General features: G+C 61.5%; 10 protein-coding genes. 4 read left to right on the forward strand and 6 right to left on the reverse strand.

Annotation, left to right across the window (positions count from 1 at the left end):
* Positions 1–71 precede the first annotated feature (71 nt).
* Positions 72–602, reverse strand: a complete 531-nt coding sequence (locus TQ38_RS20920) for an HD domain-containing protein (protein WP_043977940.1) — start codon at positions 600–602, stop codon at positions 72–74.
* 266 nt (positions 603–868) lie between these two features.
* Between TQ38_RS20920 and htpG the strand changes: the two genes are divergently transcribed.
* Complete coding sequence (gene htpG, locus TQ38_RS20925) at positions 869–2,755, forward strand: molecular chaperone HtpG (RefSeq protein WP_043977938.1); 1,887 nt, start codon at positions 869–871, stop codon at positions 2,753–2,755.
* A 150-nt stretch (positions 2,756–2,905) separates the two neighbouring features.
* On the forward strand, positions 2,906–3,796 hold the full coding sequence (locus tag TQ38_RS20930; protein WP_043977935.1) for a histone deacetylase: 891 nt from the start codon (positions 2,906–2,908) through the stop codon (positions 3,794–3,796).
* 140 nt (positions 3,797–3,936) lie between these two features.
* On the opposite strand, the gene TQ38_RS20935 is transcribed toward TQ38_RS20930, so the two are convergent.
* From TQ38_RS20935 to TQ38_RS20955, 5 genes are all read right to left on the reverse strand, one after another.
* Complete coding sequence (locus TQ38_RS20935) at positions 3,937–4,497, reverse strand: alpha-ketoglutarate-dependent dioxygenase AlkB (RefSeq protein WP_043977932.1); 561 nt, start codon at positions 4,495–4,497, stop codon at positions 3,937–3,939.
* On the reverse strand, positions 4,497–5,591 hold the full coding sequence (gene dinB / locus TQ38_RS20940) for a DNA polymerase IV (RefSeq protein ID WP_043977929.1): 1,095 nt from the start codon (positions 5,589–5,591) through the stop codon (positions 4,497–4,499). The genes TQ38_RS20935 and dinB overlap by 1 nt, the downstream gene beginning before the upstream one ends.
* A 523-nt stretch (positions 5,592–6,114) precedes the next feature.
* Positions 6,115–8,409, reverse strand: coding sequence for a TonB-dependent receptor (locus TQ38_RS20945; RefSeq protein WP_162792333.1), 2,295 nt, complete (start codon positions 8,407–8,409; stop codon positions 6,115–6,117).
* Between the two features lie 296 nt (positions 8,410–8,705).
* Complete coding sequence (locus tag TQ38_RS20950) at positions 8,706–9,767, reverse strand: alpha/beta fold hydrolase (protein ID WP_052505871.1); 1,062 nt, start codon at positions 9,765–9,767, stop codon at positions 8,706–8,708.
* The gene (locus TQ38_RS20955) at positions 9,764–11,041 is read right to left on the reverse strand and encodes a glutamate carboxypeptidase (RefSeq protein ID WP_052505870.1); all 1,278 of its coding nucleotides are present in this window, start codon (positions 11,039–11,041) and stop codon (positions 9,764–9,766) included. The genes TQ38_RS20950 and TQ38_RS20955 overlap by 4 nt, the downstream gene beginning before the upstream one ends.
* 677 nt (positions 11,042–11,718) lie before the next feature.
* On the opposite strand from TQ38_RS20955, the gene TQ38_RS20960 reads away from it, so the two are divergent.
* Complete coding sequence (locus TQ38_RS20960) at positions 11,719–13,038, forward strand: dicarboxylate/amino acid:cation symporter (RefSeq protein ID WP_043977926.1); 1,320 nt, start codon at positions 11,719–11,721, stop codon at positions 13,036–13,038.
* A gap of 81 nt (positions 13,039–13,119) precedes the next feature.
* The gene (locus TQ38_RS20965; RefSeq protein ID WP_052505869.1) at positions 13,120–13,821 is read left to right on the forward strand and encodes a GntR family transcriptional regulator; all 702 of its coding nucleotides are present in this window, start codon (positions 13,120–13,122) and stop codon (positions 13,819–13,821) included.
* The last annotated feature ends 55 nt before the right edge of the window (positions 13,822–13,876 follow it).

Genomic DNA, 13,876 nt, shown 5'->3' on the forward strand with positions numbered 1-13,876 from the left:
CTATCAGGGCATCTCCTGAGGCGTTTCGAACTATGCAAACCCGCGCAAACGGGGCTTTGTAGCGTGATCGGTCATCCTGCGGTCGAATCGGTGCCTTCAGTCAGGCTGACGGCAAGCTTATGGAGCGACTGATCACCTGAAGCCATGACGGCCAGTAGCTGTGCCTTCTCGCGAAGGTATACCTTCGCGAAGCCGGGGTCATGGTGGACGATCGAGCGGGTATTGCTGATAAGATCCGCCAGTTTGATCGTCTGGGCTTCCCGCGAAACCTTCGCGAGCCGCGCTGCCTCTGCGGATTTACGCGCAGCACGATTGCCTTCGTGACATTGGTCCGTCAGTTCCATCACCAGCTTAGCGACATTGGGGCCAAACTCCCGTTCGATGTCTTGCTGCGTGACGCAAGTGTCCTCGACCGTGTCATGCAGCAACGCTGCAGCCAGCATCTCGGCCGTGTGCGGAACCTGACTGACGATCTCCATCACCTCGATCGGGTGGTTTATGTATGGCTCGTCAGTGTACTTGCGGACGTGATCGATGCTGCCGTGCGCGCTGGATGCGTAAGCCAGGGCTTGCGATACAAGAGGGGATTGTATGGGATCCATTCGACGAATTTTGACGATAGCGAGGCGTTATGTCGAGTCCGGTAGAATTTGGGTCGCCTCGAGCGACGGGCGCTCGCCGCTATGCCAGGCGCTACGCCCAATAGCTTTTCGAGCCTGGAAATAGGAAAGGCTGACCTCCGACAGGCTACCTGATGCATGGGGCGCCCTGATCACCATCCGCGTATCTGCGCCGGGCCCTCTTGAACGTGGAAACGATCCAATCCATCTGGCAGGCGTAGATATGAAACATGTGAGCCAAAGAGACGATGACGACTGAGACGGTTACCGCCCCTGAGACCCGCGCCTTCGAGGCCGATGTTTCGAAGCTCCTGCACATGATGGTCCATTCCGTCTATTCGGACCGGGACGTTTTCCTGCGCGAGCTTATTTCCAACGCTGCCGATGCCTGTGAGAAGCTGCGCTACGAAGCGATCTCCCGGCCCGAACTGCTTGGCGATGACCCGCAGCCGCGCATTACCGTTACGCTCGACAAGGAAGCTGGTACGCTCACTATAGCGGACAATGGCATCGGAATGAGCGCCGCCGACATGGCCGAGACCTTAGGCACCATTGCCCGATCGGGGACAAAGGCGTTCATGGACAGGCTCTCTGCCGACAAGAACGGCGAGGGACAGCAGCTCATCGGTCAGTTCGGCGTGGGCTTCTACTCGGCCTTCATGGTCGCCGGGAAAGTCGAGGTAGTCTCCCGCCGCTCGGGTGAGGATGAGGCGGCCGCTTGGGCATCCGATGGTTCGGGCACTTACACCATAGCTCCCGTGGATCTCGCCGCCGCTCCCGCGCGGGGAACGCGGGTTACGCTGAACTTGCTCGACGACGCGAAGAGCTATGCCGAACTCCACACCGTCGAGCGGATCGTCAAGGCTCAGTCAGGCCATGTGCCGGTGCCGATTTTCCTTGAAGAAACCGGGAGCGAGGAAGAAGCACGGCAGCTTGCCGACGGCGCGGCGCTGTGGGCCAGGGCGAAGTCGGACGTTACCGAGGATGAGTATGCCGACTTCTATCGCAGTGTGGCGGGGCAGTTCGACAAGCCGGCTGTGACGCTGCACTACCGTGCCGAAGGGCGGCACGAGTATTCCGTGCTGACCTTCATCCCGGAAAGCAAGCCTTTCGACCTGTTTGATCCCGACCGCAATGGCCGCATCAAGCTCTATGTCAGAAGGGTTTTCATCACAGATGAGGCGGAAATTCTCCCGCGCTATCTGCGGTTCGTGCGCGGTCTGGTGGATTCCGCTGATCTCCCGCTCAACATGTCGCGCGAAATGATCCAGGAAAGCCCCGTGCTTTCTTCCATCCAGAAGGGTGTGAGCAACCGCATCCTGTCGGAACTCGAAAAGCTCTCGGTGAGCGATACCGATCGCTATGCAGCGATCTGGGACAATTTCGGCGCGGTGCTCAAAGAGGGGCTTTACGAGGACTACGAGCGGCGCGCTCAGTTGCTCGGGCTCGCCCGCTTCAAGACCACGGCATCGAACGGCGAGTGGCGCTCGCTCAAGGATTATGTCGAGGGGCTCAAAGAGAATCAGACTGCGATCTTCTATGCGACCGGCGATGACCTCGATCGGATCGCGACGTCTCCCCAGCTCGAAGGGTTCAAGGCGCGCGGCATCGAAGTCTTGCTGCTGCCCGACCAGGTCGACAATTTCTGGACAACGATGGGCGTCGATTATGAAGGCAAACCCTTCAAGTCGGTGACGCAAGGCGCCAGCGACCTCAGCCTGATCCCTCTCGCAGAAGGGAACGCAGACACATCCACTCCGGCAGAGGATGTCAGCGGGTTCGTCGCCTTTGCCAGGGAGGTTCTGGCGGATCAGGTTTCCGACGTTCGCATTTCCGACCGGTTGACCACCAGCGCCGTGTGCATCGTGGCGCCGGACAACGCCATGGACCTTCAACTGGAGAAAATGCTGGCCGCAGCCGGCCGTGCCCCCGAACGTGAAAAGCCTGTGCTGGAAGTGAATGCGCGCCATGCCCTCATTGCAAGACTGGAGCAGTCCACGGCGAGCGCGGACGAACGGCGGGATATCGCATTCCTGCTGCTTGACGAGGCGCGTATTGCGGAGGGAGAAGCTCCGGCCGATCCGCGAGCCTTTGCGCAGCGACTGGAGCGCTTGATGGCCAAGACCTTGGGATGAAGCAGAGGCGAGCCGATCGGCTTCCTTTGTCTTGTCAGCCTTTGTCTCGTAGGCTCTCCCAGTTTGCTGGCGAGGATGGCGACTGGATGAGTATGGCATCGAGGGACGTGAAGCTCGACCCGGTTCAGGGCGTCCGCTAGCTCAGCCCAGATGCTGCATGTTGTCCATCATCCCGAGTATGTCGTCCCGGCACGAAGCGAAGGCACCTTCCGCCACGACAAGTATGCCCGGGTGATGGATGCGCTTCGCGAGAGCGGAGTGCCGATGACGGTGCACGTCCCGGACATCATGCCGAGAGCCTGGCTCGAAGCGATCCATGATCCTTGCTATGTCGAGGAAGTCATCGCCTGCAGAGTGGCGGCGGCCAAAGAGCGCAGGATAGGCTTTGCAATCGACCAGGGAATTTCGCGAAGGTCGCAACTGTCGCCTGGCGGCACGTGGCTGACCGCCAAGCTGGCGCTAAGCCATGGCTACGCAGCCAACAGCGCCGGCGGCAGTCACCACGCCCTCGCAGATACCGGGGCCGGGTACTGTGTGTTCAACGATCTCGCGGTCGCCGCGAACAGACTGATCGAGGAAGGCGATGCAAAGCGCATCCTGATCCTCGACCTGGACGTTCATCAAGGGGACGGCACCGCTGCGTTGACTGCAGGACGCGGCGATATATTCACGCTTTCCCTGCACGCGGAAAAGAACTTCCCTACCCAGAAGGCGGGCTCCACCCTGGATATCGCATTGCCCGACTTGACGGATGATACGGTCTATCTGGACATCCTGAAGCGCATGCTTACCGGGGCGCTGGACGATTTCCGGCCGGACCTCATCCTGCTACAGGCGGGCGTGGATGCGCATGTGGACGACCGCCTGGGTCGGTTGGCGCTGACCGATGCCGGATTGGTCAAGCGTGACCAAATGGTGGGCCAAGCAGCCCGCCATCGGTCGATCCCCTTGGCGAGTACGCTTGGTGGCGGCTACGGGGCGGATCGTGACGCGGTCGCACGCAGGCATGCCCGCTCGATCCTGACATTGGGATCGCCATAGCGTCGCTCCAAGCTGTGTGACCGAATTGCCTCAACCGCCATCCATAAAAACCACCCACATCGCAGCAAAGTTCGTGCGGCGAATGTCCGCATCGAGAATGCAGGTCGGCGTGCGGGGAATCGCACGACTGAGTTCGCGGTTCAGAGCTGTGCCGCAAAACTCCGGAAGGTAACAGACCAGCGGGGCCGCTCCATCTCGGCGATACTATGCTCCCAGTCGTGACGAGCCGGTCCGCTCAGGTGGTAAGCTGCTCGCGGTTCAAGCGGCACCGATACCCGCGCGAAACCATCGGTCCGCCTGCGCCGAAATCGCATCGTCGCAGGCTCTCCCAGTGAGATACCAATCACATCCTTGTAGACTGGACGATCGCGGTGCCACCCGATACCGGCGCCAGGACCGTAGCGGATCAGCAATGCCTGGATGAGGGAAGCGGGATCGATATTGGCGAAGCGCGCGGCACGATCGCGGAAGGGGCACAGCCAGTTCGGAAACGGCGGAGCTTCCAGCGGTCGCCCGATTTCGAAATCATAACTCCATCCGAACGACGCGGTAAGCCGTTTGCCGGTCCAGCCTTGAAAGCGGAACGGTTCGAGGTGGCTGGCATCGATCCGGCCTATCAGCATGCGCTCTTCGGCAGCGTCGATAATGTCGCCCTGAGTGCTCAAACCCGCAAGCACTGGCGTGTCGAACAGGTTAAGCATCAAGCCTCCTGATCCTTCGTGAACATCGGCAGTCCGGCTTCGCCATCGGCGGCAGGCTCGCCGAAGTTCGATACCGTGACGCCTACGAGCCGGATGCCTTTTGTGGGGGGCAGGACCGAGCGGATGAGCTCGCGCGCCAGGTTTCGAAAATTATCGAGCGTCGCGACGACGTCGGCCTGACTGCGGCGGCGCGTGATCTGTCTGAAGTCGCCGTACTTGATTTTCACCGTCACGGTGCGGCCAAACCGTGAGCGGGTCTCACACCAGCGCCAGACGTCGTCGACCATCCGAAGGACGCCGGCTTCGATCTCGGCAGGGTCTGTGAGGTCACGTTCGAAGGTCGTTTCCGAGCCCGACGACTTGCGGATCCGGTTGGGGTTTACCGGCCGATCGTCCACGCCGCGCGCGATCGCGTAATACCATCCCGCCGAACTCCCGAAATGCTGCTCAAGAAATGCCCAAGGCTTGGCCCGCAGATCAGCGCCGGTTTCAATACCGAGCCGCTTCATCTTATCCGCGGTCACAGGTCCCACCCCATGGAAGCGGCTGACCGGCAATGTCGTCACCCACTCCTCCCCCATGTCGGGAGTAACGGCGAACTGTCCGTTCGGCTTGCGGTGATTGGAGGCGAGTTTGGCGAGGAATTTGTTGTACGAAATCCCGGCAGACGCGGTCAGTCCGGTTTCCTCCAGGATTGCTGCCCGGATGGCCTTCGCGGTGAGCCAGGCCGTGGCGATACCGGATTTGCTGGCCGTCACATCGAGATAGGCCTCATCGAGCGAGAGGGGCTGGATCAGATCGGTGTAACGCGCAAAGACGGCATGGATTTGCCGGGATACCTCTTGGTAAACGTCGAAACGCGGCGGCACGAAGATGAGGTCGGGACAGCGCCGCAAGGCAGTAACCGAAGGCAAAGCCGACCGCACGCCGAACGTCCGCGCTTCGTAGCTTGCAGCGGCAACCACGCCCCGCGCGGCGCCATGACCCACCGCTACCGGGCGCCCACGCAGGTCGGGATTATCGCGTTGCTCCACGGACGCAAAGAAGGCGTCCATGTCGACGTGGATGATCTTTCGGATGATAGAATCGACCATCCCCTACCATGACACGAATAGAACGAAAAGTGAACGACTTTTGGCTCGACCCTTGGGAGTTGCTGTTCACGGCATCGCTGAAAGCTGGACCTTTAATGATGCTTGGCTGCAGACCACGGCGGTTCAGTATTGATCAGGTCTATGACGAGCAACCCCCACCTACGGGCGACGAAAGCATGACTGGAATCGAGAAAACAATTCTGCTGCGCCTAGAAGCGGACAGGTAGATTACGACTGGGTGGGGGACATTTTTTGTCATTGCTAATCAGCTTACCGAAAGACCAATTACGGCGAAGGCCAACGCTGAATGATTTCGGCTGATGTCGTTAGGATCCTCCGGCGGCTCCGAAGCTTGAATTGCAGATTGAACCGCAAAACGATCAATGAAACCAATGTGCGACCCGAGGTCGGAGCGCTCTATTCCAGGAAAAGTTCAAACATAGCTGAGAAGCCTTGAAAAATTTAAGCCTGCCCCTGGGTCAACAGGGGCAGGCTCATCTAGTCGCCTCGTCCGCCGAAGCGGCTAACTCTGAATGCGGAAATTCACGCCGATCGTGCGCGGGGCGATACCGTAGATCAGGCCGGTCAGCCCCCCTTGCGTCAGGACCGATGTTTTGCCCAGCGTGTCGCCTACGTTTTGGCAGAACAAGTACAGTCCCCAGCGCTCGTTCTCCACGCCCGCACGCAGGTTGACGGTGCTAAAACCGCCATAGCTGTTGTACGAGGGATCCGTGGTGCGGAACGTAGAACGCATTTGACCAGTGTAGGCGAAATCAGCCCGCACGAGGCCGTTCAGCCTATCGGTCAACGCCCAAGTATAGTCTGCGGCGGCGGTCGCAGTCCACTTCGGGGTGTTCGGAATGCGATCTCCGTCCCGTCCGGTCGTGCCGGTGATCAACACAGCGTCGTTGGCCTGGTCCTCGGTCAACTTTGCGTCGGCATAACCCACGCCGCCAGTCAGGTTGAGACCGATCATGGGAATCGCGGTGATCTCCACTTCGCCGCCGCGGATACGCGCCTTGCCCGCATTGGTGATGAAGGCATAGCGGCTGTCGAGCGTGCGGGCCGAAGTCTGCATGTTGTCCCAGTCGATCTGGTACACTGCCGCGTTGAAGGTCAGGCGATTGCTGAACCAGCCGGTCTTCACGCCCGCCTCATAGTTCCACAGGCCATCGGCCTTGTAGGGAACAAGGCTGTCCGGAAGGCCGGGAACGTTGTTGGCGCCGCCGGGGCGGAACCCCTGCGAGGCCGTGGCATAGACCAGCGCGCGCGGTGTGACCTGATAGCTGACGTTGAACTTCTTGAGCCATCCGTTCGCCTGCGTCGTAGCCGAGGTAAACGCGCCCGGCGTGGTGTTGAACAAAGGCGAGCCGACCGTCAGTTGGCCGCCCGTGGTCTTCTTGTAGTCGTAATACCGCACACCCGCCGTCAGCGTGAGATCAGAGATCGGCTTGACCGAAACATCCGCGAAGCCCGCCGTCTGGCGCGACCGGGTCTGCACGAAGCGCGACTGGAGGATCACCAGCGGATCGTAGAACTGGCCGGTGTCCGGATCGGCCTGGACGTTCTGCGACAGGATGTGGTCGTTGCGCTTTTCGTAGAACGCGCCGACGGTCCACTGCAGCCAGTCGGGCATCTCGTCGCCCGAGGCCAGGCGCACTTCGTAATCCTGCGAGCGCACGTATGCGGGCTGATAGGCCAGCACCGGCAGGAGCGACCGGGCGTAGGTCGTCCAGTTCGCCATCTGTGCGCCGCTGCAGGTCGCACCGTAATAGGCCCGGCAGTTTGTGGCGGAGGTGGAATTCGCCCGCGCGGTCGGCGTGAAATCGGCCGACCGGTTGTAGGCGTACTTGTAGTAGCTTGCCGTACCCGTCAGCGTCGCGAACCCGAGCGAGCGCTCGCCGGTCACGTTGTAAAGCTGCGTGTCGGTTTCGAACGGCAGGCGGACTTCGGAATTGGTCTTGTAACGACCCACCTGGGCGAACCACCCCTGCATGTCGTCTGCCGACGCGTGCTGGTACAGCGCCGAGGCCGTAATCGTCGTGTCCGCATCCGGCGTGAAGGCCAGAAGGCCGCGTACACCCCAGGTTTCCTGGTCGTTGACGTTCTTCTTGCTGTAGTAGGTGTTGTCGATCCAGCCGGGGCGCTTTTCGTAGAAGCCGATCACGCGCACCGCCAGCTTGTCCTCGATCAACGGGACGTTGACCATGCCCTTGGCGAAATATCCGGCCGATCCGCCTTTGGTCGAAGTTGCCTGCACTTCGCTGGCATAATCGTACTTCGTCGCATCCGGCTTGTTGAAGATGATGCGCAACGTGCCGGCCATCGAACTGGCACCGTAGAGGGTACCCTGCGGACCGCGCAGCACTTCGATGCGCTCTACGTCGAACAGGTTCACGTCCGCCGCGTAGCCACCCGAATCCTGAGTCGTGCCCGAAGGACCCGTCACCGGTGTCTCGTCGTAATAGACGCCGACCACCGCTTCGCCTGCTGCGTTGATGCCGCGGATGGTGATGCGGTTCTGGCCGCCTTGCCCGGCCGTCACGTTCATGTTCGGAACCTGGCGGAAGAAGTCGTTAAGCTGCGTCGCGCCCGTCTTCTGCAGCGTATCGGCCGAAAGTGCGGCGATGCTGAGCGGCGTCGTCTGGATAGTGCCGCTGCGGCGCAGGGCCGTCACAACGATGTCCCCGCCGATCTCGGCAGGGCCTTGTTCGCCTGCGGCGGCACCCGATGCCGCGGCGTCCTGCGCATAGGCCGGTGCTACGATGGCCAGGGCCAGACCCATGGCACCCGACAGAAATAGTTCAGTCTTTCTCACGATTGCAAACTCCCTGAATTGAACTGCGACCTTCTTGCATTTCGTCCCCCGTGCGCCGCCGCTTTGCGGGGCTGACGCGTGCACGTCCGCTTCTTCCGCATCGCACCCCTCATGCAGGCACGATGCACTTGCCCATCCCTGGTTCGAAACGGGCGGTCGGCCCGGTCAAACCGCATCGGAACGTCGTGAAGTGCGTTGGTTCAGTCTGCATCGACGACGCAGACCTGTTGAATTTCAAACCTGAAGTAATTTCCCGCGCCGATGCCGCGAAATGGCTGCGGCGGCTGCCAAGGCAGTCACCGCGCTCCGAAAACCTCCTTCCTGGCGGCTTCGGTCACGTACATGCATGTCGCGTTGTGGCCGCATCCAGGGACTGTCGCCATAACCGGCGTGCCATGGAAGGCAGCTTCCAGATAGGCGACGTAGTTCCGCGCGCGCTCAAGACGGTTGGCGCCCTGATAATAGGCGCGGCAGGTCTCGTCCATGAGCGTATTAGGATGATCGTCCAGTTCGCCGGCAAGGATGGTCAGCTTGCGGCTGGCGGCATTGCTGCGGATCCGGGCCTCGGTGACCTTGCCGCTGTAGCCGATCCGGCCGCTCAAGCCATAACGCCACTCGTCGAAGCCGGTGCATCCCTGGGCGTCGGCCACATCCTTGAGCCTGAACGTTCCCGCCGTGGCAGGATCGAGGACATCGTTCGGAGTCCTTGGCCGCTGTTTGTCGAGGTAGGCGTAGCTTGATGCGTTTGCCGCGACATAGTCCACCGCAACCGTCAGCTTGTCCTGCACGGTGTTGACGAGCGCATAGCGCGCGACGAACTGCCCGCCGGCCGAATTTCCCAGAACGATGATCTTGCGCAGGTTCGGATAGGTCGCCCGCGTGCCGAGCCATTGCAGCATCTCGTCCATCGCGGCGAAACTGTCGGTGGCGGCATTCCCGGCCGGATCGCCGTAGCGCCATCCCCAGCAACCCCAGTCCACTTCCCCATCCTCCAACACATCGTGGCACATGCCGCCAGCGCTCGATGCGCGGAATGCCGGGGCGATGACCGCCGTTCCGTGCGCGTGGCCTGCGGCGAACGCGGCTGTGGCCGCGTCGTTCGCGGCATTTGCCGCATCTCGCCCGGCGCCGTGGATCACCACGATGACGGTATCGATGGACCTATCCCGGCGCATGGGCCGGTTGGCGTAGAACGAGAGGTGTCTGCCAGCACCGACGGTGAAGTGGCCGGTCCAATAGCCGCTGCCTGCCGGCTCCACCTGCGTCACCGGGGCGGCCGCCGCAGGCGACCCAGCCGTCAGGCATGCCGCAGCGCCTGACAGCAGCATACACGCCAGAGCAGTCGTTGCGGCGGTCATCGCTCGAGCTTTCCATGCTGCGGCGCCGTGGCCGGCCCAGGACCGGCGCCCGCCTGGACGATGCTGCGGCTCATCACGTAGATGCCCGGTACGATACCGTCGCGCTCGGCATATTCCTTAAAGACCGCGTGATTGCCCTGGCCCGCAAGGCCAAAGCTCTCCACCACCGCCGACTTGCCGGACGAGGCCGCATAGGCTGCATCGCTGGCCCCGCCGAACGGTTGATCGACGATCTCGACGGGGTAGCCGATCTCGTCCCCCGCGTCGCGCGCAAGCTCCGCGAACTGGCGCGAAAGTGGCGTCGGCAGCAGCGGCGGACGGGAATAGGCTACTGCGAATGCAACTTGCGTGCCGGGCACGGAGGGCGAGGCCGCCAAGGTGCCCAACCTGACCAGCAGCGCGTCCACATCGGCTTTTTTGAGATAGCGTATGTCGGCGGAGGCTTCGGCCTGATCCGGAATGACGTTTGCCTTCTGCCCGGAGTGCGAAAGCGTCCAGTTGAACTTCAAACCGCGCGCCGGCAGCGACCAGTCGCGCGTGCGCGCGATGACGTTGGACGCTTCGACCAGCGCGTTGCTGCCCTGCTCGGGTGCGACGCCGGCGTGCGATGCCGCCCCGGTGACGGTCATGGTCAACCGGGCGATACCGCTGGTCGCGAGCAGCCGCTGGGTTCCGCCCGGCTCGGCGGAAAGCGTGAAATCGTGCTGGGATGCCAGCCGTGCGATCAGATCCCGGGACCCGGCCGAGCCGGTTTCCTCATCCGGATTGAACAGCACGGTGATCGTCGAAAAGTCATCAAACCCGAGGCGTTTGAGCACCGCAACCGATGATAGGATGACCGCGATGCCCGACTTCGCGTCTAGCGCCCCTGGGCCGTGGATTCGGTTGCCTTCGACCTTGTACTTCCAGTTCCGGCCCGTTCCGGCGGGATAGACGGTGTCGTAGTGGGCGATCAGCAGGAACGACCTGCGGCCCTTGCCCTTCAGCGTTCCGACAACGACGTCGCCAGCCGAGGGCGGCGCGGCAATGCGGGACACCCGAAGGCCCAAAGAGGTGAGTTTTCCTGCAAGGCAGTCGGCCGCCGCTGCCAGCCCCTGGGCATTGTCCGAGCCGGAATCGATGTCCACCAGTTGTTCCAGCCTCTGCAGGAACACGGGTTCTTCGGCTTGGGACGCGGCCTTGAGCTGCGCCACCGATGGCGCTTTCGCCCAAGCCACAGGCGCACAGGAGCCGGCAACGGCTAGCGTGGTCATGGCCAAGAATATGTTGCGCATGAATTCCCACCTCAAAATTGCGTTGCCAAGCGGCCGGGGCGGCTATCAGGCCCGGCCCCTGCGAAGCATGAATTCCGTAAGCATGGCGTCACCTGTCCCGGCACGGCGATTTGATCCCGCACCGCCGGCTGACGTTATCCCCTGACACCCTTTTCCGGCCAAACCCTACGACCAACCACTGCTGCGCATGAACGCGCGCCCTGCTGCCACCACTTCGCGGATCGACCACGATTCGTCTCAATTTCTGCATTCAGATTACATCAATGATGATCTCTGTCTAGTGCCTCTTTTGCATTCCTGTGACATTGTGCGTCCAAGCCGAATCATGCCCTATCTCGCACTGTCTCGCCTTCCTAAGATAGTCACTAGAAGCGCCAAATCCGCCATTTTAACGCGGATTTTCGGGGGTGCGGCAAGATCGGATCAGCATCGAGAAATAGCTCTCACACTTCCCTTCGCGTTATCGCCGCCCTGCCCGACCACGGAGAATTGATCGAATAGCCTTGCGAAGACAGGCAATAATTGTATTCTGATTTCAGCGAGGCGCCGAACGCTTGCCTCCCCGCCGCCGCAAGAATTTGATCCGGCGCCGGCAATTCCGTTCAGTCAGGCCTGCGGGCGCCATTCCGGCACGCACATCGACCGGGGCGCGGGTCACCTTTTCCTGACGAGGTTCCATGGGCAGACGTCTGACACTGTATATCCTGATCGGCATGGCGCTGGGCATCGCTGCCGGCTGGTTGCTCCATGCCAGTCTCCCGGCGGACAGTCCGCTGCTCGAACATTGGGCCGATTACCTGCGGCTGCTGCCCGACGTGTTCCTGAAACTGATCAAGATGATCCTTGCGCCGCTGGTCTTCGCGACGATCGTGACCGGCATCGCGGGCATGGGAGACAGCGCCGCGCTGGGCCGCATCGGTGGCAAGGCGCTAGGGTGGTTCGTTACCGCCAGCCTCATCTCGCTCGGCCTTGGTCTGACCCTAGTGAACCTGTTCAAACCCGGCCTTGGCGTCGGGCTCGAAAGCGGGGCCGACTTTGGTGACCTGAAAACGGGCGAACTGACGCTGCGTCACTTCATCCTGGAGATATTTCCGGCCAGCCCGCTCGCCGCGATGGCCGAGAACAACATCCTGCAGATTCTGGTCTTCTCGCTGTTCGTGGGCGTCGCCCTCACCGCCATCGGTGACAAGGGGGCGCCGATCGTACGCGCCGCGCAATCGCTGGCGGAAGTGATGCTGCAGATCACCGGCTACGTGATGCGCTTCGCACCCTTCGCGGTGTTCGGCGCGATCGCAGCGGTTATCGCAACGCGCGGCCTCGGCATTCTCGTTACGTACGGCGTGCTGGTGGCCGAATTCTATTTTGCCATGATCCTGCTGTGGGTGCTTTTGTTCAGCGTTGGCGGCCTGTTTCTGGGCAAGCGCGTGGTCACGCTGTTCCGCTATATCCGCGAACCCCTGCTGCTCTCGTTTGCGACCGCGTCTTCAGAAGCAAGCTTGCCCAAGCTGTTCGAGCAACTCGACCGTTTCGGCGTGCCGCGTCGCATTTCGGGCTTTATCCTGCCGCTGGGCTACAGCTTCAACCTCGACGGCTCGATGATCTACATGAGCTTCGCGTCGATCTTCATCGCGCAGGCCTATGGCATCCATGTGCCTTTGATGACACAGGTTCTGATGCTGCTGACGCTGATGGTCAGCTCCAAGGGCATCGCCGGAGTTCCGCGCGCGAGCCTTGTGGTGATTGCCGCGACTTTGACCCAGTTCGGCCTGCCGGTCGAGGGCATTGCGCTGCTGCTGGGCGTCGATACCTTCCTCGACATGGGGCGCTCGGCCACGAACGTGGTGGGCAATGCCGTCGCCACCGCTGTCATCACGCGGTCCGAAGGCATGCTCCAGCCATTGATGAATTCTGAAACGGACAGGCCATCCGCGCCTTCACACGGCGCGGCGCGGGGTCGCAGGGGCCTTAATGTCGATCCAGAGCAATACGATGCCTAAAAAATCGAGTAATTCTGAAAGCGACTCTTGTCGGATATGTCAAAAAGTGTATTCTGATTTTCGATTTGGAGAATGCCGCTAATGAATCAGGAGCCTTCCCAGCCCAACGGCACCCTGCTCAATATCGGCGATTCCGAAGTCTACACGACGATTCTCGGCCGTATCAAGCGAGGGGAAGTCGGCGCCGACGAGCGTATTGTCGATTCCCGACTAGCTACTGAATTCAATCTCTCGCGGATGCCCGTGCGCCAGGCGCTGCTGCGACTTGTCCACGAAGGGTACCTTGCAGGCACCACCCGTGGCTTCATCCTTCCCAAGCTGACGCATGACGACATCGAAGAGATTTTCGAAGTCCGCATGATGCTGGAGCCGCGCGCCGCCGCTTCAGTATGCCGCGTCCTGGGCAGCGAGGATATCGAAGCCCTGCGCGCCGCCTTGACCGAAGCCCGCCACGCGGTGGCCGAAGTGAGGCTGGGCGACATGATGGTCGCCAATGACAGGTTCCGGCAGATCTGGCTCGACGCGGTGCCCAATCGCCGTCTGGCGGCAGCGATCAGCCGCTTCGTCGATCATGTGCAGATCGTGCGCAAGGCCACCATCATCGATGCGGGTACGCAGCACGTCGTGCTCGAACTTCTCGCACGGATGCTGGAGGGTTTCGAGCGCTGCGATGCGCTGATGGTGCAGGATACGACGCTGCAATTCGTCGTCCGCGCCCGCGAAAGCTTCGTCGCCGCGTCCACCAATGCGGAAACGCTGCAAGGGCGCGCGAAATCGGCCTGAGCTGACGCTTTGGCCGGACCTGAATGTTGCGCGGGCAGATATCCCGCAACTTTAG

Origin of the sequence: Novosphingobium sp. P6W (genome assembly GCF_000876675.2) — a bacterium.
Taxonomy (GTDB): domain Bacteria; phylum Pseudomonadota; class Alphaproteobacteria; order Sphingomonadales; family Sphingomonadaceae; genus Novosphingobium.